This window comes from Alphaproteobacteria bacterium (assembly GCA_040216735.1).
Classification (GTDB): Bacteria; Pseudomonadota; Alphaproteobacteria; order SHVP01; family SHVP01; genus CALJDF01.
Map to the genome: position 1 here is coordinate 154,335 of JAVJOO010000002.1, position 26,177 is coordinate 180,511.

At 62.7% G+C, this 26,177-nt stretch carries 26 protein-coding genes and 1 tRNA gene; 21 read left to right on the forward strand and 6 right to left on the reverse strand.

Annotated elements, in window-relative coordinates:
- Positions 1-7 precede the first annotated feature (7 nt).
- Positions 8-670, forward strand: coding sequence for an MBL fold metallo-hydrolase (locus RID42_01890; protein MEQ8246411.1), 663 nt, complete (start codon positions 8-10; stop codon positions 668-670).
- 6 nt (positions 671-676) lie between these two features.
- Here the strand turns inward: RID42_01890 and RID42_01895 are convergent, their stop codons facing one another.
- Positions 677-2,128, reverse strand: coding sequence for a deoxyribodipyrimidine photo-lyase (locus RID42_01895; GenBank protein MEQ8246412.1), 1,452 nt, complete (start codon positions 2,126-2,128; stop codon positions 677-679).
- Positions 2,129-2,204: 76 nt separating this feature from the next.
- On the opposite strand from RID42_01895, the gene RID42_01900 reads away from it, so the two are divergent.
- The 6 genes from RID42_01900 to RID42_01925 all read left to right on the forward strand — a co-directional run bounded on the left by RID42_01900 (position 2,205) and on the right by RID42_01925 (position 7,628).
- Complete coding sequence (locus RID42_01900; GenBank protein ID MEQ8246413.1) at positions 2,205-3,353, forward strand: acyl-CoA dehydrogenase family protein; 1,149 nt, start codon at positions 2,205-2,207, stop codon at positions 3,351-3,353.
- Positions 3,350-4,873, forward strand: coding sequence for a long-chain fatty acid--CoA ligase (locus tag RID42_01905; GenBank protein MEQ8246414.1), 1,524 nt, complete (start codon positions 3,350-3,352; stop codon positions 4,871-4,873). The genes RID42_01900 and RID42_01905 overlap by 4 nt, the downstream gene beginning before the upstream one ends.
- A gap of 74 nt (positions 4,874-4,947) precedes the next feature.
- Positions 4,948-5,334, forward strand: coding sequence for a cupin domain-containing protein (locus tag RID42_01910; protein MEQ8246415.1), 387 nt, complete (start codon positions 4,948-4,950; stop codon positions 5,332-5,334).
- 6 nt (positions 5,335-5,340) lie between these two features.
- Entirely contained in the window at positions 5,341-6,270 is a 930-nt protein-coding gene (locus RID42_01915; protein ID MEQ8246416.1) for a hypothetical protein, read from the forward strand.
- A 35-nt stretch (positions 6,271-6,305) separates the two neighbouring features.
- Entirely contained in the window at positions 6,306-7,121 is an 816-nt protein-coding gene (locus RID42_01920; GenBank protein MEQ8246417.1) for a hypothetical protein, read from the forward strand.
- Positions 7,122-7,211: 90 nt separating this feature from the next.
- Entirely contained in the window at positions 7,212-7,628 is a 417-nt protein-coding gene (locus RID42_01925) for a DUF1761 domain-containing protein (GenBank protein ID MEQ8246418.1), read from the forward strand.
- Between the two features lies 1 nt (position 7,629).
- Here the strand turns inward: RID42_01925 and RID42_01930 are convergent, their stop codons facing one another.
- Positions 7,630-8,112, reverse strand: coding sequence for a VOC family protein (locus RID42_01930; GenBank protein ID MEQ8246419.1), 483 nt, complete (start codon positions 8,110-8,112; stop codon positions 7,630-7,632).
- Positions 8,113-8,330: 218 nt separating this feature from the next.
- Here RID42_01930 and RID42_01935 point away from each other — a divergent pair, with 218 nt between their 5' ends.
- Positions 8,331-10,361, forward strand: a complete 2,031-nt coding sequence (locus RID42_01935; protein ID MEQ8246420.1) for a YgiQ family radical SAM protein — start codon at positions 8,331-8,333, stop codon at positions 10,359-10,361.
- Between the two features lie 11 nt (positions 10,362-10,372).
- Here RID42_01935 and RID42_01940 read toward each other — a convergent pair whose 3' ends face one another.
- Complete coding sequence (locus RID42_01940) at positions 10,373-10,786, reverse strand: GFA family protein (protein ID MEQ8246421.1); 414 nt, start codon at positions 10,784-10,786, stop codon at positions 10,373-10,375.
- Between the two features lie 216 nt (positions 10,787-11,002).
- On the opposite strand from RID42_01940, the gene RID42_01945 reads away from it, so the two are divergent.
- Together RID42_01945 and RID42_01950 are read left to right on the forward strand one after the other, a co-directional pair.
- Complete coding sequence (locus tag RID42_01945; protein MEQ8246422.1) at positions 11,003-12,724, forward strand: amidohydrolase family protein; 1,722 nt, start codon at positions 11,003-11,005, stop codon at positions 12,722-12,724.
- An 89-nt stretch (positions 12,725-12,813) separates the two neighbouring features.
- Positions 12,814-13,842: a zinc-binding dehydrogenase gene (locus RID42_01950; GenBank protein ID MEQ8246423.1), complete on the forward strand. Its 1,029-nt coding sequence runs from the start codon at positions 12,814-12,816 to the stop codon at positions 13,840-13,842.
- 25 nt (positions 13,843-13,867) lie between these two features.
- Here RID42_01950 and RID42_01955 read toward each other — a convergent pair whose 3' ends face one another.
- From RID42_01955 to RID42_01965, 3 genes are all read right to left on the reverse strand, one after another.
- Entirely contained in the window at positions 13,868-14,707 is an 840-nt protein-coding gene (locus tag RID42_01955) for a universal stress protein (GenBank protein MEQ8246424.1), read from the reverse strand.
- Between the two features lie 185 nt (positions 14,708-14,892).
- Positions 14,893-14,983: transfer RNA gene (locus RID42_01960), tRNA-Ser, on the reverse strand.
- 30 nt (positions 14,984-15,013) lie between these two features.
- Positions 15,014-15,256 carry a hypothetical protein gene (locus RID42_01965; protein MEQ8246425.1) on the reverse strand — a complete coding sequence of 81 codons (243 nt, stop codon included), beginning with the start codon at positions 15,254-15,256 and terminating at the stop codon, positions 15,014-15,016.
- 388 nt (positions 15,257-15,644) lie between these two features.
- Between RID42_01965 and RID42_01970 the strand changes: the two genes are divergently transcribed.
- The 11 genes from RID42_01970 to RID42_02020 all read left to right on the forward strand — a co-directional run bounded on the left by RID42_01970 (position 15,645) and on the right by RID42_02020 (position 26,127).
- Positions 15,645-16,820 (forward strand): multiheme c-type cytochrome, encoded by a 1,176-nt coding sequence (locus tag RID42_01970; protein MEQ8246426.1) that lies wholly within the window; start codon positions 15,645-15,647, stop codon positions 16,818-16,820.
- The gene (locus RID42_01975) at positions 16,817-18,673 is read left to right on the forward strand and encodes a multiheme c-type cytochrome (protein ID MEQ8246427.1); all 1,857 of its coding nucleotides are present in this window, start codon (positions 16,817-16,819) and stop codon (positions 18,671-18,673) included. Before RID42_01970 ends, RID42_01975 begins: the two co-directional genes overlap by 4 nt.
- A complete protein-coding gene (locus RID42_01980; protein MEQ8246428.1) occupies positions 18,674-20,221 on the forward strand; it encodes a hypothetical protein in 1,548 nt (515 codons plus the stop codon).
- A 266-nt stretch (positions 20,222-20,487) separates the two neighbouring features.
- Positions 20,488-20,898, forward strand: a complete 411-nt coding sequence (rplU, locus tag RID42_01985; GenBank protein ID MEQ8246429.1) for a 50S ribosomal protein L21 — start codon at positions 20,488-20,490, stop codon at positions 20,896-20,898.
- A 4-nt stretch (positions 20,899-20,902) separates the two neighbouring features.
- On the forward strand, positions 20,903-21,160 hold the full coding sequence (gene rpmA, locus RID42_01990) for a 50S ribosomal protein L27 (protein MEQ8246430.1): 258 nt from the start codon (positions 20,903-20,905) through the stop codon (positions 21,158-21,160).
- Positions 21,161-21,234: 74 nt separating this feature from the next.
- Positions 21,235-22,266, forward strand: coding sequence for a GTPase ObgE (gene obgE / locus RID42_01995; protein MEQ8246431.1), 1,032 nt, complete (start codon positions 21,235-21,237; stop codon positions 22,264-22,266).
- Positions 22,263-23,378 carry a glutamate 5-kinase gene (gene proB, locus RID42_02000; GenBank protein MEQ8246432.1) on the forward strand — a complete coding sequence of 372 codons (1,116 nt, stop codon included), beginning with the start codon at positions 22,263-22,265 and terminating at the stop codon, positions 23,376-23,378. Before obgE ends, proB begins: the two co-directional genes overlap by 4 nt.
- 4 nt (positions 23,379-23,382) lie before the next feature.
- Positions 23,383-24,660: a glutamate-5-semialdehyde dehydrogenase gene (locus RID42_02005; protein MEQ8246433.1), complete on the forward strand. Its 1,278-nt coding sequence runs from the start codon at positions 23,383-23,385 to the stop codon at positions 24,658-24,660.
- The gene (locus RID42_02010; protein ID MEQ8246434.1) at positions 24,657-25,244 is read left to right on the forward strand and encodes a nicotinate-nucleotide adenylyltransferase; all 588 of its coding nucleotides are present in this window, start codon (positions 24,657-24,659) and stop codon (positions 25,242-25,244) included. The genes RID42_02005 and RID42_02010 overlap by 4 nt, the downstream gene beginning before the upstream one ends.
- A gap of 38 nt (positions 25,245-25,282) precedes the next feature.
- Positions 25,283-25,669, forward strand: a complete 387-nt coding sequence (gene rsfS / locus RID42_02015; protein MEQ8246435.1) for a ribosome silencing factor — start codon at positions 25,283-25,285, stop codon at positions 25,667-25,669.
- On the forward strand, positions 25,666-26,127 hold the full coding sequence (locus RID42_02020; protein MEQ8246436.1) for a 23S rRNA (pseudouridine(1915)-N(3))-methyltransferase RlmH: 462 nt from the start codon (positions 25,666-25,668) through the stop codon (positions 26,125-26,127). Before rsfS ends, RID42_02020 begins: the two co-directional genes overlap by 4 nt.
- The last annotated feature ends 50 nt before the right edge of the window (positions 26,128-26,177 follow it).

Sequence of the window (26,177 nt, forward strand, 5' to 3'; positions counted from 1 at the left end):
TCGCGCCATGCTCCAAGCCGCCATTATTCCGGTCACCCCCTTCGAGCAAAACTGCTCGCTCCTGTGGTGTACCGAGACCATGCTTGCGGCCGCGGTCGACCCCGGCGGCGACCTCGACCGGATCGACGATGCCATTGCCGCCCAAGGGGTGCGCCTTGAAAAGATCCTCATCACCCACGGCCACATCGACCACGCCGGGTGCGCCGGCGCCTTTGCCGAACGCCACGGCGTGCCGATCGAGGGGCCGCACCGCGAAGACCTTTTCTGGATCGCCCAGGCGCGCGAGTCTGGCCAGCAGTTCGGCCTGACCGACGCGGCCCCCTTCACCCCCGACCGCTGGCTCGTGGACGGCGATACGGTCACGGTGGGCAACCTGACGCTGCAGGTTCTGCACTGCCCCGGCCACACGCCCGGCCATGTCGTCTTCTACGAGCCCCAATCCAACGTCGCGATCGTCGGCGACGTGCTTTTCCAGGGCTCGATCGGCCGCACCGATTTCCCCCGCGGCAATCACGCCGACCTGATCAACGCCATCACGACGAAACTGTGGCCGCTCGGCAATGACGTGACCTTCGTGCCAGGACACGGCCCGCTATCGACCTTTGGCGCCGAGCGTAAAAACAACCCCTTCGTCGGCGACGCCGCGCTGGCGGGCACCGACGCCCCCTAAGAGCTCTCAGCCGGGCCGGTCGCGCCGCCAATCGGCAAATGCCGCCAAAGCCCGCGCCCGCGCTGCGGCGTGATCGACGATCGGCATCGGATAGTCCCGGCCCAACGCGACCCCGGCCCGATTCAGAATCTCCGGCGCTGCCTGCCACGGACGGTGGAGATGTTTGGTGGGCAACTCCGCCAGCTCGGGCAACCACCGTCGCAGGTACGCCCCGTCGGGGTCGAACTTCTCGCTTTGGGTGACCGGGTTGAAGATCCGAAAATACGGCGCCGCGTCCGCGCCGCATCCCGCCACCCACTGCCAGTTGGCCGCGTTGTTGGCGAGGTCGGCATCGACCAGCGTATCCCAGAACCATTCTTCACCCCGCTGCCAGGGGATCAGCAAGTGTTTGACCAGGAACGAGGCCGCCACCATCCGCACACGGTTATGCATCCACCCGGTCCGCCACAACTGGCGCATGCCGGCATCGACCAGCGGATATCCCGTCGCCCCGGTCTGCCAGGCGCGCAGCGCCGCCGCATCGTCGCGCCACGGGAAGGTTCCATAGTCCGGGCGGAACGGCGCTTCAGGCAGCGACGGCGTGTGGAACAAAAGGTGATGCGAGAAATCGCGCCACACCAACTGGCGCACGAAGCTTTCGGCGCCGTCGACGGCAGCGGATTGCTGCGCCGCCACCGCGCGAACCCGGGCCGCGCACTGACGCGGACTGATCTCTCCGAAATGTAAATGGGGCGAAAGTTCCGAGGTCCCGTCGCGCGCGGGCACGTCGCGCAGCGCGCCATAGTCGGCAAGCGCGTTCGTGGCAAAGCGCTCAAGCCGTTGCCACGCGCCCGCCTCGCCCGGCGTCCAGTGATCGCGCAGGCCGCCCGACCAATCGGGCTGGCGCGGCAACAGTCGCCAATCCTCAAGCGTATCGGTGTCGACCGCCGACGCCGGCACCAATACTTTTACTGGGGTGGGCAGCGGCGCTTGGGCGCAAAGCAACGGGAGGATTGCCCGGTAGAACGGCGTGAAGACCTTGAACGGTGTACCTTGGCCGGTGCGGACCGACTCGGGCTCGCACAACAGGCCACCGCCAAAGCGGCGCACCGCGACGCCGTTCTGCGACAATCGCTCCTGCAGGCGTCCTTCCTGGGCGGCGGCCCATGGCTCGTACCGCCGGCCGAGATAGACCGCGTCGGCGCCAATACCCGCTGCAACGGCGGCAACGGTCTTCTCGGTATCGCCGCGGCGCAGGATCAGTCGGCCACCCCGGCCTTCGAGCGCGGCAGCCAGACCTGCGAGGCTATAGTGCAGCCACCAGCGCGACGCGCCACCGCCTTTCCAAGGGCCGCTGGCGCCGTCATCCAGAACAAAAAGGCATTCCACCGGTCGCCCGGTTGCCACTGCCGCCGATAGAGCCGGATTGTCCGCCAAGCGCAGATCCCGCCGAAACAAGTAGATAATGGGTGCCGACACGCGCGCTCCGGTGCAAGGGGGAGCTCCAATGCGGTACTGTCGGGCCGAAGGCCACAACCCGCATAGAAAAAAGATCATGGATACTAACACGACGTCGACCGACGACCTGCGATTGATCCTGGATACCGTCGACCGCTTCGTCGACCGCCATATCCCGCCCGAAGAATTGCGGCGACGCGACCGCGACCATGTGCCGCCCTTCGATTTGATGCCCGCGCTCGGCGAGGCTGGCCTATTGGGCTTGCCCTTTCCCACCGAATACGGCGGCCAGGCATTGCCATGGTCCGTGGTAACACGGGTCGAAGAACGCTTCGGCTACCGCGCTGCGATGTTGGGAACCCTTTACGATACCACCGTCTGTTTCGGCGGCATGTCGTTGCTCGCCTACGGTAACGACCGCCAACGTGCCGATCTGCTGCCGCGCATGATCCGCGGCGAGGCCCTGTTTGCGCTGGCCTTGACCGAACCCGGTGCGGGCAGCGACGCCGGCTCCATCCAGACAAGAGCCAAAAAGGTTGAGGGCGGCTGGCACGTCACCGGACGTAAAACTTGGTCGAGCAACGCCAAACAGGCGACCTATATCGTCACCCCCTGCCGGACCGATCCGGACTCGAGCCGCCACCACGGCATGACGATGATGTTGATACCGCCCGGCGCACCGGGGGTACACATGACGGAGCTGTCCAAGATCGGCAACGCTGGACTGACCTCGTGGGATATCGGATTGGATAAGGTTTTTGTGCCCGATTCGGATGTGATGGGCGAGGTCGGTCGCGGGTTCCAGAACCTCATGTCGACGCTGCACTATGCCCGCGCCGGCCTAGCCGCCAGTGCGGTGGGCCAAGCGCAGCAGGCCGTCGACCTCGCCATCGCCCACGCGCGCGAGCGCATTCAGTTCGACCAACCGATTGCCGGGTTTCAGGTGATCCAGCACCGCATTGCCAACATGCAGATGCGCGTCGATCAGGCCCGCCTGACGGCCTATCACCTCGCCGACCTGATCGACCGGGGCCAGCCGTGCCGGCGCGAGGCCGCCCAGGCCAAGGTGATTGCCACCGAGGCCCTCCACTATGTGGCAGACCATGGCATGCAAATAATGGCTTCAGCTGGCTACGCCTCCGAAAGCGACATGCAGCGGATATGGCGTGACGCGCGGCTCTACACCTTTGGCGAAGGCTCCAACGAGATCCAACGCAACATCATCGCCCGCGAGCTCGGCCTATGAGCCAAGTCGTTCGCGACTGGGTCGCATTCAATGCGCGGCGGCGACCCGATCATCTCGCGCTGGTGGACGTCGGCACCGGGCGGCGGTTCAGCTACGCGGCGATGCATGGGCGAGTAGAACGCGCCGCGCGATACCTGGCCGCGATGAAGGTCGGTCGAGGCGACCGGGTCGCAATACTCGCCCGAAATTCGAGCGACCAACTGGAGTTACTGTTTGCCTGCATGCGGCTTGGCGCTCTCTTTGTGCCGATGAATTGGCGGCTGGCGGCACCGGAGCTGCACTATATCGTCGAGGATGCAGCACCGATCGTTTTGTTTGCGAGCCCGGAGTTTGCCGCAACGGCTCGCACGATCGTCGCACCGGAGAAGATCGCGACCCTCGATCCGGGGGTCGCGCAGACCGACTACGAATCCGGCCTCGCTGCAGCCGACCTCGAAGAAGATCTGCCGGCGCTGTCGCTCAACCACAGCGATCCTTGGATCCTGATCTACACCTCGGGCACCACAGGTCGGCCCAAGGGAGCCATCATCACCTACGGAACGACGTTCTATAACTTGGTCAGCCACACGATGTTCACACGCCTGACCAGCGACTCGGCAACGCTGATCTTTGGTCCGTTGTTCCACACCGGCGCGCTCAGCGCTTACTCGATCCCGTGTATCCACACCGGCGCCACCGTCTACGTGATGCCCAATTTCGATGCGGGCGAAATCAACCGCTGCATCGGCGACCCGGCCATGGGGATCACCCACATCAACGGTGCGGTGACGATGTACTTGCTTATTAGTCAGCACGAGTCCTTCGCTCAAGCGGACTATTCCCGTCTGGTGTGCGCCACGATCAGCGGCGAGTCGGCGCCGATGTCGCTCCTGCGGCGCTATCACGAAGAAAAGAACTTGCCCCTACAGAATATCTACGGCTTGACCGAATGCGGGCCTGTTCTAACGGCCCTCGACCGCGATACCGCTGTGAGCAAGATGGGGTCGATTGGGACAACCGCGCTCTATACCGAAATGCGGTTGGTCGGCCCGGACGGCCGCGACGTCGCGCTCGGGGAAGTCGGCGAGATTTGGGCGCGCGGTCCCAACGTCTCGCCGGGATACTGGAACAATCCCGACAAAACGAAGGAGGCGTTCGACGGCGACTGGATCAAGACCGGCGACGCTGCAAGGAGCGATGCCGACGGGTTCTACTATCTCATCGATCGTTGGAAGGACATGTATATTTCGGGAGGAGAGAACGTCTATCCGGCGGAGATCGAGAACGTCCTGTATCAGTTGGACGACATCGCCGAAGCGGCGGTGATCGGCGTGCCCCATGAGCGTTGGGGCGAATGCGGGCGCGCCATCGTCGTCTTGAAGCCGGGCGCAACGGTGGACGAGGAACATATCGTCGCCCATTGCCGGAGCCAATTGGCCAAGTTCAAAGTGCCGGCGTCGGTGATGTTCACCGATACGCTGCCCCGCAGCGGCGGCGGCAAGGTCGTCAAACCCGAACTGAAAAGGCGGTTCGGCGCGTAGATTAGCGGCGACGCCAGCGCCTTTGTCTCGCCGCGGCGCAAGGGGTACGCTGGCGCCATTAGAGGGAGGAACTCATGGCATCTACCGACACCCGCAAACTGAAACCGCTGACGACCCCGTTCGTTTCGTCCGCCACCGCCGACACGATCAAAATCGACAACGTCGAAGGGGGGAAACTTGGAACGCCCGTTACGCTAAAGACCTTGATGGTCACACCGTCGATGGTGTTCGTCGAGACGACGTTTTCCAAGGGACAGGCATCGCCACCCCATAGTCACGACGACCACGAATCGATCGTCTACATCATCGAAGGCAAGGTGAAGGCCACGATCGACGGTAAAGAGTTCATCGCCGGTCCGGGTGACGCTTGGTACAACGCCCCCGGCGTTGTTCACAACGTCGAAGCCCTTGAGGATTCAAAGTCCGTCGAAGTGAAGAGTCCCCCGATCAAGGCTTGGTAACCTCCGATGTGGCGCATTGGCGGCGGCTGGCAAGAAGCCGTCATCAGTGTGAGCAATGTCGACAGCTGGATCGAGGCGCTTGCCGAAATCGGTAATTGGCGGGCCGTCCACAGAGGCCGAGCCGGACCCGATCTCGCAGCCCATTGGTCGTTGCCGGCCGATACGCAGATTCACGAAGCTGTCGTGGCGCAACCGCATGACCCTGCTACGTGGGTTCGGTTGGTGCAAATCGACGACGGGGCCCACCGACCGATTCGCGGCAGCGCTCAGCCGTGGGACACCGGCGGCATTTTTTCGTTGCTCGTTCGCACTAACGATATCGAGGACATTCTGAGGCGAGCCAACGACCTCGGCTGGGGGTCGTTCAACGACATAGACGTGATGGAGTTTGGGGAACACCGCAATCGCAACGTCGTGCTGCGCGGTCCGGACGGCGTGTGCTTCGGCCTTTACGAATCAGCGAACGATCCGGCCCCCCATGCCTTCGGTGCCCCGTTTACCGCACAACAAATGGTCCGGGCAATCGGACCTGCCCGTGACTTCTATGCGGACATGTTGAAATGGTCGCCGTGGTACGACGGAGAAACCCGACTGGCCATCAACCAATTCGGGATGCCTGCCAACTACAAGGGCAAAGTGCCCAAGAAAGTCGCCATCATGCATGCCGCGCCGGAAGTGTTCGGTCAGGTTGAGCTAGTGCAGTGGGAGGTGTTTTCCGGGCGAGATTTGGCCGACCGCGCGATGCCGCCCAATCGCGGACACCTGGCACTGCGTTGGCCCGTCGGCGATCTCGACGCCACCTTGGCCGCCATGCGATCCGCCCAAGGAACGCCGGCACAGGTCCACCGCGTCGACCTGGCGCCCTATGGCACCGTGCGATTGTCCAGCGTCCGGACCCCGGACGGCGCCCTGATCGAATTACTTGAGCCGCAATAGCGCGGCACCCCACCCCCCACAACAGGCGAACAGCGATGCTTAATCCTTCGAAAAACCACCATATCGCCCAGGTCGACGACATGACTTGGGAACCCCACGTGATGGGGGAATCGATCCGCAAGGTTCTCGACCTCGACGCGGATCGCGATTCCTACGTCCATTACCGCTACGTGCCGCCCGGCGGCGCGCCGGAAGGCCGTCGTCTGCATCTTTCTATCAACGAGACGTTCTTCTTTCTCGGGGGCGACTTGCCAAGTTGGGAATTCGACAGTGCGCACGACCACGCCGGTCACGTGATTGATTTCAACGCCGGCACCTTCATGGACCGCATGCCGTTCAGCATTCACGGTCGGCGGCCCCAACCGCCATCGCGTACCGGGTCGACGCTGCTGATCTGGACAAGTGGAGGCGGCGAGTTCGAAGCGGATCCGGTTGAAAGCATCCAAATCCCCTTCACCGGCAAACCGCCGACGTTCGACGCGCCATTCACAAAACCGACGGTCATCGATTCGCGCGCGATCAAATGGGAGGCGCATCCCCTACGGACGGGTTGGCGCTGGCGACCGCTGTCGACCATCGCCGCGAGCGCGACGACGACTGAACGACCGGTATCGCTGGTTTACATTCCTCCGGAAAACCACGATGTCCTCGCGCTTGCACCGGCACCGCGCCGGTCATGGGTGTTCGTGCTATCGGGCGGCCTTGGTGTGGAGATCGATGGCCAGTCCGCCGACCTCAAAGAAAACACCTATATGCGCTGGAACCCCGGCGTGACGCCGATCCTGCCAAACAACGTATCGCCGGTCGGATGCACGCTGCTGTGCGTCGGACACGACCTATCAACCGGCTGAACGCGAATTGAGTTGAACCGCACATCGGCCCCGCCGCACCGTTGTCCCTGACGGGGTTGGGCCCCACTAATTCATCGGAGGGAACGCGTTATGTTTATGGAATGGGATGTGAACTATTGGGCCGTCCCAGTCGCCGCATTAGCAACGATGGTCGTCGGGGCGATCTACTATTCACCGGCCGTGGCCGGACACGCCTGGATCAAGGCGATCGGGAAGACCGAAGAAGAAGTTCGCGCGGCAAACCGTCCGATCCTGTATGTGATCGCTGCCATCCTGTCGTTGATTCAGGCCAGCGTGCTCTCGGCACTCATCGGATGGGCCGATGCTCACACGCTGCTCGGCGGCGCCCTCGTAGGTCTTTTGCTCTGGATTGGCATGGCGGTGCCGATGGTCAGCGTGACGTTCCTGTTCGAGGGCCGCGCGCTCGCCAATCACATTATCAGCGGGCTTTATTTCCTTATCGCCCTCGTTGCGTCCGGTGCGATTCTCGGCGCTTGGGGCCCCTAACCTAATTGCTCTTGGTCGCTTGCCAGCGGTCTAGCTTGTCGCGCGCGCCGTTGGTTGCCGGATTCATCTCGGCGTCGTGGTTGTGGCGCTTCGCGGTAAGTTCGATCACGTAACCGTTGGGATCACGGAAGTAGATGGAATCGATAAAATGATGGTCGGCGATACCGCGCGTCTCGATCCCCGCGGCCCTGCCCCTTTCCATCATCGGTTCAAGCACCTTGCGATCGACCTCGAGTGCGATGTGCAAATCGAAATCGTGCTGTTCCTTAAAATCGAACGGGCGTTCCGGCGACTCGAAGAACGCCAGATACGACCCATTGTCCAGCCGATAGAAGGTATGCAAGGTATTTGTGCCCCGTCCCGTCTTTGTCTCGGTGATCTCGAGGGTGCCCGCGAGCGGTAGCCCAAGAAAGTCCTCATAAAATTTGCGGGTTTCTTCTGAATCGCGGCAGCGATACGCGTTGTGATGCAGTCCTTTGATCATTGTCGCCCTTTCTTTTCGCCCGCTTCCAGGCTTCATATGGTCCTCGTGGCAGCGATATCAAACCCGGATGTGGGCGCGCCGTCACGGTCACGCCTACATCTTGCGCGCTCAAGAAACCAACGCGCGTTGCCGCGGGCGAGTCAAAAGGCCGTGCCATCGATCCCCGACGGTCCGACACGGCATTGACGCCACGCCCCGCTTGGCGCAAACCATACTGCATGGACACCCCGAAACCCCTCTTTTCCTATAGGAAATACTGGGCCCACCGATTTGGGACGGCGCCGTTCTTGCCGATGTCGCGCGCGGAAATGGACCTGCTCGGCTGGGATGTCTGTGACATTGTGTTGGTTACCGGGGACGCCTACGTCGATCATCCAAGCTTCGGCATGGCGGTCGTTGGACGGCTACTGGAAGCCCAAGGATTTCGCGTCGGCATCATCGCCCAACCCGACTGGCAAAGCGCCGAACCGTTCGCCGCGTTGGGGCGGCCCGAGCTCTTTTTCGGCGTCACCGGCGGCAACATGGATTCGATGGTGAATCGCTACACCGCGGATAAACGGCTCCGCCACAACGACAGCTATACGCCGGGCGGCGTCGGCGGTAAGCGACCCGACCGGTCGGTGGTCGTCTATGCGCAACGCTGCCGCGAAGCGTTTCGCGACGTGCCGATCGTTCTGGGCGGGATCGAAAGCTCGCTGCGCCGCATCGCCCATTACGACTATTGGTCCGACAAGGTCCGCCGTTCCATCCTTACCGATGCGAAGGGCGACATCCTGCTCTACGGCAATGCCGAACGGGCCGTGGTCGAAGTTGCCCACCGCATCGCTCGCGGCGATCCCATCGACGGTTTCGACGACATCCGCGGCGTCGCCCTGATGAAACCGGCCGTCCCGGACGGCTGGACCGAAGCCCATGCCGACAATCTCGACGACGGCGACGAGGGTGCGCGCCTGCGTGGCGAGAAAACCGTCGTGCGCCTACCTTCCTTCACCCAGGTCGCGGAGGACCGCGAGGCCTACGCGCGCGCATCGAGGGTTCTGCACCGCGAGGCTAATCCTGGAAACGCCAGGTCGTTGGTGCAGCAGCACGGCGACCGCGAACTATGGTTGACGCCGCCACCGATTCCGCTGACGACCGAAGAGATGGACGGGGTCTATGAGCTGCCCTACGCGCGAGCGCCCCATCCCGCCTACGGCGACGCCAAGATCCCTGCCTGGGAAATGATCCGCTATTCGGTGACCATCATGCGCGGCTGTTTCGGCGGCTGCTCGTTCTGCTCGATCACCGAGCACGAAGGTCGCATCATCCAGAGCCGCTCCGAAGGATCGATCCTGCGCGAGATAGAGACGATCCGCGACCGCACCGAGGGCTTTACTGGGATCATCTCCGATATCGGCGGACCGACCGCCAACATGTACCGCATGGCGTGCAAGGACAAAGAGACCGAAGCGCTGTGCCGACGACCGTCCTGCGTTTATCCCGACATTTGCAAAAACTTAAACACCAGCCACGACTCGCTGATCGATTTGTACCGAAAGGCGCGCGCTATACCCGGCGTCAAGAAAGTCATGGTGGCGTCGGGTGTGCGCTACGACCTGGCGATCAAGAGCCCGGCCTACGTGCGCGAGTTGGTCACCCATCACGTCGGCGGCTATCTGAAGATTGCCCCCGAACACACCGAAGACGGCCCGCTTGGGAAAATGATGAAGCCTGGAATCGGTGCCTACGATCGGTTCAAGCAGTTGTTCGACGATGCGGCTAAAAAGGCCGGGAAGGAATACTTCCTTATTCCCTATTTTATCGCCGCCCACCCCGGCACGACCGACGAGGACATGATGAACCTCGCGGTGTGGCTGAAACAAAACAAATACCGGGCCGATCAGGTGCAGACCTTCCTGCCTTCGCCGATGTCGCTGTCCGCCGCGATGTACCGATCCGGCGTCAACCCCTTGCGTCCGGTGCGCCACGGCGAATCGGAGGAAGTGGAAACCGTTAAGGGCCTGCGCCAGCGCCGTCTACACAAAGCGTTCCTGCGCTATCACGACCCGGAAAACTGGCCGATGCTGCGCGAGGCCTTGAAGCGGATGGGCCGCGCCGACCTGATCGGTCCAGGCAAGAAGCACCTAGTCCCCGCGACCCAACCGGCCGGCACCGGTAACGCCGGTGGGGAGGGCAAGCGGATGGGCAAGAAGCACAAGGCCCAACGATTTGTGACCAAGGGCATCAAAGTGCCGATGCCCGGCGGCTGAACGGCGTTTCCCTATCTCGGGGCTGCTGCCTCGAAGGCCTCGATCGTGGTCAATCCGTTTAGCCAATCGCGTTGCGATCCACACCATATCTGCTTTGTCGGCTTCAGTTCGGCGCGCTGCCGCAGGCCGCCGACCCGAACGGCAAAAACCGGCGGCGGATCGACGTCGTCACTTGAGTAAATCGAGGTTCCGCAATCCGGGCAGAAGGCTTGGCGGCGCTTGGCGCCGCTCGATCCGGTCTTGAGGTATATCGTCGGTCGGCCCGCGGTAATTGCAAAAGTGTGAGGCTGAGTAAAAGCGGAAACCCGAAACGCCGAACCCGAAAAGGTCTGACAGTCTGTGCAATGGCAGATCACCACATCGGCGGGTTCGATCTCCGCTTCGAACCGGATGGCGCCGCAATGGCATTGCCCATCGATTTTCATGGGGCGTTCCTTTCATTTGCCTGCTCGCTTCCTTGCGGCGACAGAGAAAGCATGCACCGACGTGGGCGTGACGACCAGCGCCGTCCCCCACCGGGAGAGCGCTCGCCAAGCCGCGGACGTCGCCGATCACAGCTTTTTTGGCCCGGCCGCCGCCGCGCGGTGTGCATTGGCCAACCGGCGAGGTACGATAGCCATCTGATAAAGGAGGAATCGACCATGCATGACGTTGTCATTCGCGGGGGGACCATCGTCGATGGGACCGGCGCAGACCGCTACACGGGCGACGTCGCCATGGATGGCGGCATTCTGACCGAAGTCGGCGGCAAAGCCGGACCGGGAAAGCGCGAGATCGACGCAACCGGCCAATTGGTCCTGCCGGGCTGGGTCGACGTCCACACTCACTATGACGGCCAAGCTACCTGGGATCCTTTGCTGACGCCTTCGTCTTGGCACGGCACCACCACCATCATGTTCGGCAACTGCGGCGTCGGGTTTGCCCCCTGCCGCCCAGAGGACCGCGACCGTCTGATCGACCTGATGGAAGGTGTCGAGGACATCCCCGGCATTGTCCTGTCAGAAGGTCTCAAATGGGACTGGGAGAGTTTCCCGGAGTTCCTCGACGCCTTGGAACGATTGCCGCGCACGATCGACATCGCTGCCCAAGTGCCGCACCACCCCTTGCGGGTCTACGTCATGGGCGAACGCGCTCTGAAGCACGAACCGGCGACCGCCGAAGACATCGCCACCATGAGCAAGATGGCGGAAGAGGGTCTGCGCGCCGGCGCCTTCGGCTTCACGACCTCGCGTACCGAGTTGCACCGCACCTATAGCGGCTCGCTGGTGCCGGCATATTTCGCCCAAGAAGAGGAATTCCTTGGCGTCGGCGCGGCCTTGGGCCGCGTCGGTCGGGGTGCGTTTGGCATGCTCGCCGATTTCGTTGACGAAGACGCCGAATTCGCCTGGATCCGAAAGCAAGCCAAGGACCAAGGTCGCCCGATTTGGTTCCTGTTGACCGACCGATTGCACGATCCGGCGCGCTGGAAACGGTTAATGGGAAGCGTGCGCGCCGCGCGCGACGAAGGCTTGCCGGTCGCTGCCCAGGTTGCGTGCCGGCCGGTCGGACTGATCCTCGGCCTTCTCACCTCGATGACGCCGTTCAGCGCCCGTCCTACTTTTGCGTCGCTCGCCAGACTCGATCCGACCGAGCGGCTTGCGCGTCTCAAGGACCGCGCCGTGCGCGACGCGATCCTGGGCGAGGAATCAGCCCCGGAGTTGCTGGAGCCGCTGTCGCCGCCGCACCGCTACGCGATGACCCGCTGGGACCGCCTTTATATCCTGGGCGACCCGCCCGACTACGAGCCCGGACCCGAGCGCAGCGTCGAGTACATGGCGACCCAAGCGGGCGTTTCGCCCGCTGCCTTTGCCTACGATTACCTGACCGACGGCGACGGCCAACGCACTCTGTTCTTCCCGGTCACCAACTATGTCACCGGCGATCACGAACCGATCCGCGCGATGATGACGGAACCTGGGACGGTGATCGGCCTGAGTGACGGCGGCGCGCATTGCGGGATTATTTGCGATGCCAGCATGCCGACCTACTTACTTACCCATTGGGCGCGCGACCGAACCCGCGGCGAGAAGCTTCCGCTTGAATGGGTCGTCAAACGCCAGACCTCGGACAATGCCGCGTTCTTCGGTTTCAGCGACCGCGGTCGCTTGGCGCCAGGCCTGCGCGCAGACATCAACATCGTCGACCACGCCGCGCTGCGCATTCGGCCGCCCGAACTTGCCTACGACTTGCCTGCCGGCGGCCGACGGCTGATCCAAAAGGTCGACGGCTATTCGATGACCCTTGTCGCCGGCGAACCGGTGTTCGAGAACGGGCTGCATACCGGTGCCTTGCCGGGCAAATTGGTCCGCGCCGGGCGCAACTAGCGCGCGACCAACGCAATGTGTGCCGACGCGGTCCGACATGCGAATACCGCGGACGTACGGATTGGCGCTCCGGTGAGATGTCGGTGAAGATGCATGCGGTCGTCTTTGATTCGTTCGGCGACACGAACGTCCTCGACTACCGCGAGGTCGCGCCGCCGGCGCTGCGGCCCGATGAGGTGCTTGTCCGGTTGCACCGGGCCGCGGTCAATCACCTGGACCTAGATATCCGAAGCGGCGTCTCGGGGATGACTGTCGCGCGACCGCACGTGCTGGGCACCGAAGGCGTCGGTGAAGTCGTCGAACTCGGCGTAACGGTTGCGGACTGGCAGGTCGGCCGGCGGGTCGGTACCTACGCGTTCCATACCTGCGGCTTATGCGACAATTGCCGAGCCGGGCGGATCAACATGTGCACCGCAATCCGCACGCTTGGTGGCGACCGGTGGGGTACCTATGCGACCCATATCGCGGTCCACCAAAGTCAGCTTGTGGCCATTCCAGACGCGCTAGGCGACGAACCCGCGATCGCCTCTTACAAATATGCGACCGCCTGGGAGGCTCTCGTCGACACGATGAAGCTCCAATCCGGCGAAACGGTCCTCGTGATCGGCGCCGCCGGAGGCGTCGGGTCGGCGGCAACCCAACTGGCAGTCCACTTGGGAGCGCACGTCATCGGCGCCGCCGGGTCCGCCCAAAAGACCGCGTACGTAGAGGGACTAGGCGCTGCCCAATGTATCGACTACAGCCAGGAGGATCTGGCCGAGGCGGTGCTGCGCTACACCGGCGGCGTCGGCGCCGATGTCGTCTTCGATGTCGCCGGTGGCGAAACCCTGCGGCAGGCCGTCAAAGCAACCCGGCACGGCGGACGAATCGCGGTGGTGGGGGCACACGCCGGCGAAGAAGTAACGATCGACTTTGTCGACCTATTTCGCCGCCATATCTCGATCCACGGCTGTGGACGCTATACCCCGGCGATTCTCGCGCGCGTGTTCGAGATGCTGGGCGCAGGGTTGCCAGCAGCGGCGATCGCGGGGCGCTTCCCCCTCAAGGATGCCGCCCAGGCCCATATCGCGATGGCCCAGCGCGATTTCGTTGGGCGCTTCGTTCTGATCCAGCCCTAGACCGTCGCGCCAAGAGACAGGCCGCTCAGCGCGCCTTGACGGCGAGGACGTCGCACGGCGGGTGGCACAGAAAATCTTCCGCAACGCTCCCGAGAAATGCGTGGGTGATCCCAGTACGACCGTGGGTGCCGATAACGAGAAGGTCGGGTTTGAGTCGCGCGAACTCCTCGTCGATGACTTGACGAACCAGACCCTGCCGCAGGATTTGGTCGAATTCGACCCCGGTCACGTCCAATCCGGCAAGGAACGCCGCCATCTCGACCGCGGCTACTTCGCGGAACTGTTTGTCCTGCTGTAGACCCGCCGTTTTGCGATTGTCCGCGAGCCCTTTGAAGGGAATGTGATAGGCATGGATAAGGTGAAAGGCACCACCCTCGACAAATGCCGCCGCAATCTCGACCGCTCGTTTGGCGAAGATCGAAAAATCGACGGCGACCATCGCGCGTTTGTAAGGCCCGGTGGGGCGATCGCGCACCACCAAAACCGGCACTTCGGCCGTGCGGATTACCCGTTCGACGGTCTTGCCGCGAAACATGTCCTTGATCGCGTCTTCGCGGTGAACCCCAAGAACGACCAGATCGGCGCCGGTTTTAGCTGCCATGCCGAGGACGGCGGCATCCTTCTTGCCCTGCACGACCTCGACGGCAACGCGGAGGCCGCTAGCGACAGTGAGCGCCGCGACATGGTCGTGAATAGCCTTCTGCGCGGCGGCGCGCTCCGCATCGGCGGCGGCGGGCCGCAATCCCTCATCCAGGACATGGACAACCGTCAATGCCGCGCCGCGCGCCTCGGAGATTTGAACAGCGCGCTCCAGGGCCCGGTCGGACCTCGCGGATAGGTCCGTCGCCATCAACAGTTTCTTCATCGCGCCGCTCTCCCAACAACGGTCCAATCCCGCATCCATATGGGGAGAACGCACTCCTATTTCCACAGAATTCGGCGCGCTGCAGTCTTTTTTGGGCGCGTTAACAGACGACGTTCGGCGGTGCTGCTGTAGCGCGGGGGACGGCAGCCGACGAGGGGTCGGTGTGGCCAACGGTGGCGTGGATTTGGCGGAGGGGGTGGGATTCGAACCCACGGTACCTGCAAGAGGTACAACGGTTTTCGAGACCGCCCCGATCGACCACTCCGGCACCCCTCCGACAAGCCCGTGTTGTAGCCGTTCTAGGCGTTAGCGCACAAGGCTTGGTAGACCGATCGCGATTTCCGGAACCGCAATGAGCAGCGCCAAGAGGATCAGGCTACAGCCGATATAGGGCGCGCCGGCCAAGGCCACCTCCGAAAGCGTTATGCCCTTGGGCGCCACACCCAGCTCAACCCCTTTTCGGCATGCCTCCTGCCGCAAAACGATCGGATGGATATCGACAACCGACAATATGCGCCAAGTAGACTTGGCGCCGTTCGGTCTTCTCAACGGCGCCGACTATCCGTTCCCGACCGCCTATGGAGCGCGGGGTCACTTGTCAGTGCCGACCGGACAGGTCTTAGCTTATAATCGTTGCAAGGTAGTTCTTACTAAGAAATAAGGGAGCAGACCGACGCGGCGAGTGGGCGATAGCCCAGTACCGGCGGGCGGAGGAGCTATTGTGTGGTTGGGTTGTTTAGTGGAGGCACTCGGTCGGTTGCGGTCGCCTGCGGTACTCTGGCTCGGGGCGAGTCTTGCGGTCAACTTCGCCTTCTTCGCAACCGGAGAAGCAACCGGGCAGCAGCTTCCGCGCGATGATACACAGGCACACCTTGGCGTGGAGAGTTGTGGCGGTTCGGTATGTCACGACGCCGCTCAACCGTGGCCGACATCCCCGGTGACGCAGAACGAATATTCTATCTGGAAACAGCAAGACCGTCATTCACGGGCGTACGCGACACTAACCACCGCCGAGTCTGCACGGATTGCCCGCAATCTTGGAATTGCCGACCCCACAGGCGCCGACATCTGCTTAGATTGTCACGCCGACAATGTTGCGCCGGCTGTCCGGGGCCCATCGTTCGACATCGCGGAAGGCGTCGGCTGTGAAGCCTGCCACGGCGGTTCCGCCGACTGGGCGGGGCCGCATGCCGACGGATTTTCATGGCACAAGTCGAATACCGCCTTGGGACTCTACCCAACAGCAGATCCCGTCGCGCTGGCGGCCCTTTGCATCTCATGCCACGTCGGATCGGAAGGTTCCTTTCCGAGCCATCGTCTTTACGGTGCGGGCCATCCCCGTCTAGCGTTCGAACTCGATACTTTTCTCGTTCGTCAACCGATGCACGCGCAAGTCGACGTCGACTACCTCCTGCGAAAACCGCCGGCGAACGGCGCCAAGTACTGGGCGATCGGGCAGATCGCGACGGCCCACCGGCTCGCAGTTCTGATGTCCGAGGCACCACGCCTATCCGACGGTGCGTTTCCTGAATTGGCATTCTACGACTGCGCGGCGTGCCACCACCGGATGACCGATTGGCCGGCCATGGCTGTTCGAACATCTCCGAATCCGAAGCCTCGCCTGAACGCAGCATCCTTTGTCATGGCGACGGCGATCGCCGCCTCATTGGTGCCGGATCTTGCGATGGACGTTCAACGCGGCAGTATGGCTTTGCGTGCGGCGGCATTCAGCGACATGGCGGACTTGAATGAGGCTGCCATGCAACTCGTGAATCCCCTGAACATGCTCCTTTCCCGTACCGCAGAGTTCGATTTTGATGGTTCGGAGCGGAACGCCGTACTCCGCGCGCTGTTGGAGACCGGCGCGAATGGAAGCTACCGCGACTTCTCCGATGCTGAGCAAGTCGTCATGGCACTGGCCGCCCTTATCGCCGCGAGTCGGGGCGACTCGGTGCGCCCAATGTCCGCGGAAGGCGTGACCGCAAGGTACATGGAGATGTTCTATTCCGCTGCCGCCGACGCGGGGAGATTCGACCCCATCACGTTCAGAGCGGTTTTCGAGAAGGTCACAGAAGTTTGCGGGGATGCATGTCGAACGGGAGGAAGATCGTGAAAGTTGGCTTCGGTCGGATACCTACCGCCTTTTGCTACCTCCTGGCGGTTTGTTTTTTTCAATTGACCTTCTTCACGGGGCTCAGTCTTGCCCAGCAGGGTGTGTCACCTGATCGTGCAAAGGCTTTCGCGCCGGCCGCAGACGGCACCGATGTCCCCTCAGACTACCGCCGCTCCGTCGGCATGGACGATGCGGCTCTCGCCCATTCGAACCTATTGTCGGCGGACTCGTACCCATCGGCCGTAGAGTGCGGCCGTTGTCACCAACAAATATTCACCGAGTGGGCATCCTCCAATCACGCCTATGCATCTATCTCGCCGATGTTTCACAAGTTCGAGCAGGCCATCAACGACCTAAGTTCGGGAACAATCGGGGCGTTCTGTGTCCGGTGTCACCAACAGGTCGGAACGCAGCGCGGAGAGTCGCGAGAGTTGCCCCTGTGGGAACGCTCGCCCGTGGCCCGTGAGGGCATCACGTGCATCACCTGCCACCGGGTGAACGCCGAGTTCGGCAAAGTCAACGGCGAGCGCCATATCGAGCCGGGCAGCATCTACAGCCCCGTCGTCAACGTTGGACGAAGCGAAAACCTTGGCGATGTCTTGGCCGACCCCGAGGAATACCGCGTGGCCACGGCCGACGATCAGGAAGGAACACCCATTCACAAGGGCGCCGTCGTTTTCGAACAGATCGGGCGTTCCGAGTTCTGCGTCTCCTGTCATCAGGTGGCCGTCAATTTGGGGATCAAGCTGGAAGTCGTCTGGGAGCAATATCGAGACAGCCCTGCCTTCCGGCGAGGGGTTACCTGCCAGGATTGCCATATGGGGAAAGTCCCGGGGGAAGCGAAGGGGTATGCCAAGTGGCCCATCGCCATCGTCAACGGTCGCGTGATCGGAAGTCCGGAACAAAAGCACTCGAATCATGCGTTCTACGGGCCGGGCTATCCGATCGCGCATCCGGGTCTGTTTCCGTTCAACCCACGCAGCCTGCGCTGGGATATCCGCGAGTGGCTGACCTTCGACTACCGCGCAGGGTGGGGCACTCCCAACTACGAACAGTCGTTGGCGCAAAAGAAAGTCCCGTCTCCCGATTTTCCCCCGGTGTGGGCAAAGCGCGAAGATCGCGAAGCCGCGCGTTTGGTGATCGATCAGAACGAAGCGTTACTGCGGGCAAAGGAACGCGACCGGATTGCCGTCATGGAAAACGGGGGCCGGATCGACGGACCCTTCTTCGACAACGGCAAGCCCGTGTCTGGCAAGCCGCTCCACTTCCGCTATCGAATCACGAATGTCGACGAGGGGCACAACTTGCCCTCCGGTTCGCTCGGCGCGCAGCCCGAAATATGGCTGAACGTCGTCCTGGTCGACCCTGAGGGTAAGAGAGTCTGGGAATCGGGATACGTCGATAGCTACGGGGACATGGCGGACTTGCATTCTCTCGATGTGGCGGCTGGAAAGATCGAGCGCGACCGGCAGCTGTTCAACCTGCAGACGAAATTCCTGACGACAAACGTAAAGGGGACCGACCGCGAGATGTACCTACCGGTCCAGTTCGACGTCGATCAGTTGCCGTTCCTGCGGCCGGCTGCGGTGCCGACGACAGTGCTAAATCACCCACCCTTCGTTCGGATGGAGGGCCGCTCCATTCCCCCGCTTGGCTATCGCGACGCGAGCTACACAGTTCCGGCAAATTTGATGGCGACACCGGGACGGTATCGTCTTCAGGTCCGTATGCGCAGTCGAGCTGAGCCGATCTACTTCATGAAATTCGTGGGAGCGACCCCCGACATGGAGCAACGGATCAACGAGTTGATGATCGATATTCACCCCTATGCTGTTTCGTTCGACGTTGAATAAATGCGTATTCGAGCAATTTCTTTATTCGTTGTCGCCCTAACGGCATTCTCGTCGGTCGCGATCGCCCAGGTGCCACGACGCACCCATCCGCCCGCCCAAAGTGAGGCAGGAACCGCGCCCGCCGAAGCACACCAGGCCGCACCCCATACCGACCCGACGGTCCGGCGCGAACCTTTCGACCGAACGCTGTTCGGGCCGGACCCCGTATATCCGGTCGGCGCCTACGACCCAGTGGAGGAGACGGCGACCTACGGCGGAAAACGCGCTGTCCCAACTCCACGGCCTCTTCTCGAACTCGGGTATCCGCTCTACGACGAAGGCCCCATTGGCGCAGGGCATGACATCGTCGGCGCCAAAAACTTGGTGCGGCCGCAGTTTCTTGTTTACGGCGACTTGCGCACAGCGCTTGCATACAACGACACCGGCGGCGCCGAGAAAGGTCAGGTTGCGGCAAGGCTCAACCTTGAGGTGGACCTCAAACTGACGGCGACCGAACGCCTTCATGCCTTTTTCCGGCCGCTCGACAACAATGCGCGGTTCACGCGGGATGAGTTTTTCGGAGACGACGCACAAGGCGGCGAACTGATTCTCGACGGCGCGCTGGAAACGCTATTTTTCGAGGGTGACATCGGCGCCATCCAATCGGGCTTGACCGACAGATATGCGCGCTACGACCTGCCTATTGCTTTCGGCCAATTACCATTGTTCTACCAAAACGGTATCTGGTTCGATGACGCGGTTGTTGGCGTGGCGTTCGCTGTGCCGGCGCGGAATTCGCCGAAACTCGATATCTCCAATTTCGACGTGTCGGTATTCGCGGGATTTTCCGATGTCGAGACCACGGCATTGCGCAAGGCCGGTGGTGTGCTCGACGAACACGGCGCTGATGTTTACGGCGCTGTTCTGTTCGCGGATGCGCGAGAGGGCCATTTAGAACTTGGTTACGGCTATCTCGACGATACGCGTCCAAACGGCAATGCCAGCTACCATAGTCTTGCTTTGGGGTGGTCGCGCCGCTACGGCGGGTGGCTTTCAAACAGCGTGCGGCTCATCGCCAACATCGGCCAAGACCCGGACGGCGGCGCCATACAGTCCGCCGATGGCGCGGTCTTCCTCCTTGAGAATTCACTGGTTACCAGCAAGCCGTCGACGCTGGTTCCCTATGCCAACTTCTTCCTTGGGCTCGATCGACCGCAACCGTTGGCGCGGGGCAACGACGGCGTGCTCAAGAACACCGGAATCAACTTCGAGACCGACGGCTTGACGGGGTTTCCAAAATTGACGGACACCGCCCAGGATGCGTGGGGCGGCGCCGTCGGCGTATCCTACCTGTTCGATCTCAGCCGCCAAGTCGTTGCGGAAATCGCGACCGTTCAACTCCTCCGCGGTAAATCGGACACGATTGTTGGCGAAGAAGTCGCCCTGGGCGCCCGGTATCAACAGAACTTGAGCCCTGCCTGGCTCGCCCGCTTCGACGCGATGTACGGCTTTCGGTCCAACGCCGACGACATTCGCGGGGTTCGCGCGGAACTCCGGCGGAAGTTCTAGGTCGACAGCGTGCGCGCCGACAGCCGCCGGCCTCGTAAGGCTCAATATTGAGGGACCGTAGGACCATTTCGGCTTCCCTAGCTAGATTTACACGCAAAAGAGGAGGAGGTGCGAATAAACCCCCTCAAAGGGTGCGTTTTAAGGCCCTCGCCCATAGTCCGGCATTGACAGGGGGGTGCCGAAGACTATATTTCGGCGGCTTCGGCGCACCCCAGAAACGCTTGGAATTCCGCCGCGAACGCACCTAATAGAAGGCCGGTCGACCGATGTATGCAGTAATGAAGACGGGCGGTAAGCAATACCGCGTCGAACCCAACGACCGCCTGCGTGTGGATAAGTTGGTTGGCGAACCCGGCACGACCGTCGACATCGGCGACGTGCTGATGGTCGGCGACGGCGAGAATACCCAGGTCGGCGCGCCGCTGCTGGCTGGCGCCTCGGTCAAACTTGAGGTCGTGGAGCAAACGCGCAACGACAAGATTGTCGTCTTCAAGAAAAAGCGGCGCCAGAACTATCGGCGCAAGCAAGGACACCGCCAGGAAATGACCGTGGTGCGCGTGGCCGAGATTGCCGACGCCCATGGCAAGAAAGCGACCGCAGCCGACGCGGCGCCCAAGCCGAAGGCAAAATCGAAAAAAGCCGCCGCGACCGACGCGGCGGCCTCGGACGAGGAATAGATAGATGGCACATAAGAAAGCCGGCGGTAGTTCCAGGAACGGTCGCGATACAGCCGGGCGCCGCCTCGGCATTAAAAAGTTCGGTGGCGAGGTCGTCATTCCGGGCAACATCATCGTGCGCCAGCGCGGCACCAAATGGCATCCGGGTACCAACGTCGGTATCGGCAAGGATCACACGATCTTCGCGCTGATCCCGGGCACCGTGGCCTTTGCCGAAAAGGCGAAGGGCCGCGTTTACGTTTCGGTGGAGCCGGCCACCTAGATTATTCCGCTTGCCGGACCCAAGGGGAATGGCGAGCCATTCCCCTTTTTTGTTGGGCAGGCGAGCGCCGCGGCATGAAGTTCCTCGATCAAGCGAAAATCTACGTCCGGTCCGGTAATGGCGGCCCGGGCTGCATGAGCTTTCGCCGCGAAGCGAACGTACCGATGGGCGGACCGGACGGCGGCGACGGTGGCCGCGGCGGCGACGTCGTGGCAATCGCGGTCGACGGGCTGAACACGCTGATCGATTTCCGCTATCAGCAACACTTCAAAGCAAAGAGCGGGCGCAACGGAATGGGCGCCAACCGGTCCGGCGCGGCAGGCGGCGACCTCGTCATCAAGGTACCGGTCGGCACCCAGATCTTCGCCGAGGACCACGAAACCGTCATCGCCGACTTTGCCAAGGTCGGTGACCGGGCTGTTTTGGCGACGGGTGGAATCGGCGGCAAGGGCAATGCCCATTTCAAGTCGTCGACAAACCGTGCGCCCCGCACAACCCAACCCGGTATGCCCGGCGAGGAATTCTGGTTCTGGCTGCGTCTCAAACTGATTGCCGAGGCCGGACTAGTCGGACTGCCGAATGCCGGCAAGTCGACGTTCTTGTCCCGGGTATCGCGGGCCAAACCCAAGATCGCGGACTATCCGTTCACGACACTGCATCCGCAGCTGGGCGTCGTCTATGTCGCCGAGGAAGAGTTCGTGCTGGCCGACATTCCTGGACTGATCGAAGGCGCGCATGACGGCGCGGGTCTTGGCGACCGGTTCCTCGGCCACATCGAACGCTGCGGCGTCATCCTCCATCTGATCGACGGCAGTGGCGACGACCCGGTCGGCGCTTACACCACCGTCCGTCACGAACTTGCCGCTTATGGCTTCGGGCTGGAAACCAAAACCGAGATCGTGGCTCTGAACAAAGCGGATCTCTTGGACGAGGCCACGATCGCGCAACACAAACGCGACTTGTCCGACGCGGCCGGCGCACCGGTCGCGGTCATTTCGGGCGCAACCGGCGCGGGGATCGATACGCTGCTGCGACAGATGCTCGAGATCATCGCCCGTTGGCGCGAACGGGAGGACCAAGAGGCAAGCGCGGCGGCGACACCATGAGCGCGCTCCACGCTGCGAAACGGATCGTCGTCAAAGTCGGGTCGATCCTGCTGGTCGACCCAAAGACCGGACAGGTCCATCGGCGCTGGTTGGAGGGGCTCGCAGCCGATGTCGCCCGCCTGCGGGCGCGCGGCCAGGAGGTGATCTTGGTGTCGTCGGGCGCAATCGCGCTGGGCCGACGCCATTTAGGTTTGCGCACCGGCAAACTGAAACTCGAAGAGAGCCAGGCCGCGGCCGCGACCGGTCAAATCCATTTGGCCAAGGCCTATCAGGACGCGATGTCGGCCCATGGCATTTCGGTTGCCCAGGTACTGTTGACCATCGACGATACCGAACAGCGCCGCAAATACCTGAATGCCCGCAGCACGATCGACACGCTACTGCGGCTCGGCGCGCTGCCGGTCATTAACGAGAACGACACCGTCGCCACCGCCGAAATACGGTTTGGCGACAACGATCGCTTGTCCGCGCGCGTCGCGGAAATGACCTCGTCGGACTGTTTGGTCCTGCTGTCCGACGTGGATGGACTGTATTCGGCGGACCCGACGATCGATGCCGGTGCGCACCTAGTCAAACGGGTTGAACGCATTACCCCCGAGATCGAAGCGATGGCCGGTCAACCCCGGACCGGCGACGGCTCCGGCGGCATGGTGACCAAGCTGATCGCCGCGCGCATCGCCACCTCCGCGGGCGCAGCGATGGTGATCGCGCGCGGTTCGGTCGAACAACCGATTCGCACGCTTGAGGACGGCGGCCCCTGCACCTGGTTCGATGCCCAGGGCAATCCGCGAACGGCGCGCAAGCAGTGGATCGCAGGAACGCTGCAGCCCTCCGGCTCCGTTGTCGTCGATGACGGCGCGGTGCGGGCGCTGGCGGCCGGCAAGAGTCTCCTGCCCGCAGGCGTGACCTCTATCGCCGGCGCATTTCAGCGCGGCGATGCCGTCTATATCAAGGATGCCTCGGGACGCGATTTGGGACGCGGGCTTGTCGCCTATTCGTCGACCGACGCCCGCGCGCTCATCGGGCACAAAAGCAGTGAAATAGAGGCATTGCTGGGATACCGTGGCCGCGACGAAATGATTCACCGCGACGATCTTGTCCTGAACGATTGAACGTATGTCCCTAGCCGAAGCGCAAGACGACATTCCCGGCCTGATGGTGGAGATCGGCGTAGCGGCGCGCGATGCGGCGCGCGCACTCGCACGCGCGTCGACCGATGACAAAAACCGCGCGCTGCGCGCAGCCGCTCAGGCCCTCCGCGATCAACGCGAAAAGATATTGAGCGCGAATGGGCGCGACCTCAGCGAGGCCGATGCCAAGGGCATCGCCGCATCGTTGCGCGACCGCCTCGTGCTAAACGATGCCCGAATCGCGGCGATGGCCGAGGGCCTCGAAACCATCGCCACCTTGCCCGACCCCGTCGGCGAAATCTTCTGGGAAACGACGCGGCCGAACGGCCTGCGCATCACGCGGGTTCGGGTTCCGCTTGGGGTCATCGGGATCATATACGAATCCCGGCCGAACGTGACGGCAGATGCCGGCGCGCTGTGCCTGAAGTCAGGCAACGCTGTGATCTTACGCGGCGGATCGGAAAGTTTTTACTCGAGCCAGGCCATCGTCGCCTGTCTCCATGCGGGGTTGCAGGCTGCAGGATTGCCCACTGCGGCCGTCCAACTGGTCCCCACCCGCGACCGGGCCGCTGTCGGCGCGATGCTGACCATGAGCGCCTACATCAACATCATCGTACCGCGCGGCGGTCGATCCCTAATCGAGCGCGTTCAAAAAGAAAGCCGTATTCCCGTGATCGCGCATCTCGACGGCAATTGCCACGTCTACATCCATTCGGACGCCGACCCGGACAAGGCGTTGGCGATCGTCCACAACGCTAAACTCCGGCGCCTGTCGATTTGCGGTGCGGCTGAATCGCTGGTCGCCGACCGGAAAGTCGCCGACACGATCCTGCCCGCAATCATTGACGATCTGGTCAAGGCTGGTTGCGAGATTCGCGGCGACGCGGCGGCCCAAGCGCTCGACCCGCGGGTGATGGCGGCGAACGACGCCGACTGGTCGACCGAATACCTGGATGCGATCGTGTCTTTGCGAATTGTCGACGGCATCGCGGGCGCGATTGCCCACATCGAACGATACGGCTCCCATCACACCGACAGCATCGTTACCGAGAATGAAGAAGCCGCGGCACGCTTTCTGAGCGAAATCGACAGCGCTATCGTCCTGCACAATGCCTCGACCCAATTTGCGGACGGCGCGGAATTCGGGATGGGCGCCGAAATCGGCATTTCGACCGACCGCCTCCACGCCCGTGGGCCGGTCGGGTTGGAACAACTCACCACCTACAAGTACCGCGTCCACGGCAACGGGCAGGTTCGGCCCTGACGCGCAGGTGCTACGCCAGGACCGTCGGGCTGCTCGGCGGCTCGTTCAACCCCGCGCATTCGGGCCACCGGCGGCTCAGCGAATTTGCACTGAAGCGCCTGGGGCTGGACGAAGTCTGGTGGCTGGTGTCGCCACAAAACCCTCTGAAACCGACCGCTGGGATGGCGCCTTTTGCACAACGCCTCCGTGAGGCGGTCGTCGTCGCCGACCATCCGCGCATCCGGGTTTCCAATTTCGAAGCGCGGCTTGGGACCCGGTTCACCGTGGATACGATCGATCGGTTACTGGCACGGCACCCGGAAATCCGGTTCGTTTGGCTGATGGGTGCCGACAATCTGGCTCAGGTCAACAGGTGGCATCGTTGGCGGGCCCTCTTCTCCAAAGTGCCGGTTGCGGTGATCGATCGTCCGGGCCACACCTACCGTGCCCTGGCATCGCCTGCCGCGCAGGCATTCGCCCCGCTGCGCTATCGCGGCCCCCTGCAGGCGCTTAGCCAACGATCCCCGCCGGCTTGGGCATTCGTTTTCGGGTTCCGCGATTGGACGTCCGCCACCAGCTTGCGCCTCGCCAAAGAGCGCGGTTAAATGTTCACTATGTTCGCATCCCTACCGGAGGCCATCCGATAACGCGCACCCGAACGGCGACCCGGCCCGACCTCGGTGATCGCCAGATCCTGAACGTGGTCCTCGCGTCCCTCGACGACGATCAGGCCATCGACCCCTCCACCATCGACCTCCACGGAAAATCCTTGATCGCCGACCATATGGTTGTGGCGAGCGGTCGCTCCAATCGGCATGTCTCGGCGATTGCCACTCACCTGGCGGAGAAGCTGAAGGCTGAGGGAGTCCAGGTCCGAACCGAAGGCCTCGCCAAGGGGGATTGGGTCCTGCTGGATTGCGGCGATGTCATCGTTCATCTGTTCCGGCCTGAGGTCCGCGACTACTACAATCTCGAAAAAATGTGGTCCGCCGCACTACCCGATGATTCAGTACCCGCCACCGGGCCATGAGGGTCGCGGTCGTCGCGGTTGGAAAACTCAAGCGCAGTCCCCTCCAGGCCGTTTTCGACGACTATGTCGCACGCTTGGCTTGGCCCGTTGCCGTTCATGAAGTCGCAGCATCGCGCGGCCCCACGCCAGAGGTGCGACGCGACGATGAGGCAGCGGCACTCGCCCGCCATCTCCCGGTAAAAAGCGTCGTCGTTGCCCTCGACAAGGACGGCCACGACCTGACCACGGAGGCCCTCGCGGACCGGTTCAGCGCGTGGCAGGTATCGTCCCAAGCGGACGTCGCCTTTGTTGTCGGCGGCCCCGACGGCCTCGGCGGAGCGCTCAAATCCCGCGCCGACCTGACGCTGGCCTTCGGGCGGGCGACCTGGCCCCACCTCCTGGTTCGGGTGATGTTGGCCGAACAGCTATACCGGGCAGCGAGCATCCTGGCCGGACATCCCTACCACCGCGCCGACTAGGCAAAGGCTTGCACTCCCGGGCGATCTCGCCCATCTTCCGGACAACCCTT

Bases quoted from the DNA above. Each gene is read 5' to 3' on its own strand.
- RID42_01935 (MEQ8246420.1), top strand. From the start codon at position 8,331: ATGGACACCCCGAAACCCCTCTTTTCCTATAGGAAATACTGGGCCCAC.
- RID42_01915 (MEQ8246416.1), top strand. From the start codon at position 5,341: ATGTGGCGCATTGGCGGCGGCTGGCAAGAAGCCGTCATCAGTGTGAGC.
- RID42_01925 (MEQ8246418.1), top strand. From the start codon at position 7,212: ATGTTTATGGAATGGGATGTGAACTATTGGGCCGTCCCAGTCGCCGCA.
- RID42_01890 (MEQ8246411.1), top strand. From the start codon at position 8: ATGCTCCAAGCCGCCATTATTCCGGTCACCCCCTTCGAGCAAAACTGC.
- proB (MEQ8246432.1), top strand. From the start codon at position 22,263: ATGAGCGCGCTCCACGCTGCGAAACGGATCGTCGTCAAAGTCGGGTCG.
- RID42_01905 (MEQ8246414.1), top strand. From the start codon at position 3,350: ATGAGCCAAGTCGTTCGCGACTGGGTCGCATTCAATGCGCGGCGGCGA.
- RID42_01920 (MEQ8246417.1), top strand. From the start codon at position 6,306: ATGCTTAATCCTTCGAAAAACCACCATATCGCCCAGGTCGACGACATG.
- RID42_01940 (MEQ8246421.1), bottom strand. From the start codon at position 10,786: ATGAAAATCGATGGGCAATGCCATTGCGGCGCCATCCGGTTCGAAGCG.
- rplU (MEQ8246429.1), top strand. From the start codon at position 20,488: ATGTATGCAGTAATGAAGACGGGCGGTAAGCAATACCGCGTCGAACCC.
- RID42_01930 (MEQ8246419.1), bottom strand. From the start codon at position 8,112: ATGATCAAAGGACTGCATCACAACGCGTATCGCTGCCGCGATTCAGAA.
- obgE (MEQ8246431.1), top strand. From the start codon at position 21,235: ATGAAGTTCCTCGATCAAGCGAAAATCTACGTCCGGTCCGGTAATGGC.
- RID42_01950 (MEQ8246423.1), top strand. From the start codon at position 12,814: ATGCATGCGGTCGTCTTTGATTCGTTCGGCGACACGAACGTCCTCGAC.
- RID42_01900 (MEQ8246413.1), top strand. From the start codon at position 2,205: ATGGATACTAACACGACGTCGACCGACGACCTGCGATTGATCCTGGAT.
- RID42_02020 (MEQ8246436.1), top strand. From the start codon at position 25,666: ATGAGGGTCGCGGTCGTCGCGGTTGGAAAACTCAAGCGCAGTCCCCTC.
- rpmA (MEQ8246430.1), top strand. From the start codon at position 20,903: ATGGCACATAAGAAAGCCGGCGGTAGTTCCAGGAACGGTCGCGATACA.
- RID42_01945 (MEQ8246422.1), top strand. From the start codon at position 11,003: ATGCATGACGTTGTCATTCGCGGGGGGACCATCGTCGATGGGACCGGC.
- RID42_02005 (MEQ8246433.1), top strand. From the start codon at position 23,383: ATGTCCCTAGCCGAAGCGCAAGACGACATTCCCGGCCTGATGGTGGAG.
- RID42_01955 (MEQ8246424.1), bottom strand. From the start codon at position 14,707: ATGAAGAAACTGTTGATGGCGACGGACCTATCCGCGAGGTCCGACCGG.
- RID42_01980 (MEQ8246428.1), top strand. From the start codon at position 18,674: ATGCGTATTCGAGCAATTTCTTTATTCGTTGTCGCCCTAACGGCATTC.
- RID42_01910 (MEQ8246415.1), top strand. From the start codon at position 4,948: ATGGCATCTACCGACACCCGCAAACTGAAACCGCTGACGACCCCGTTC.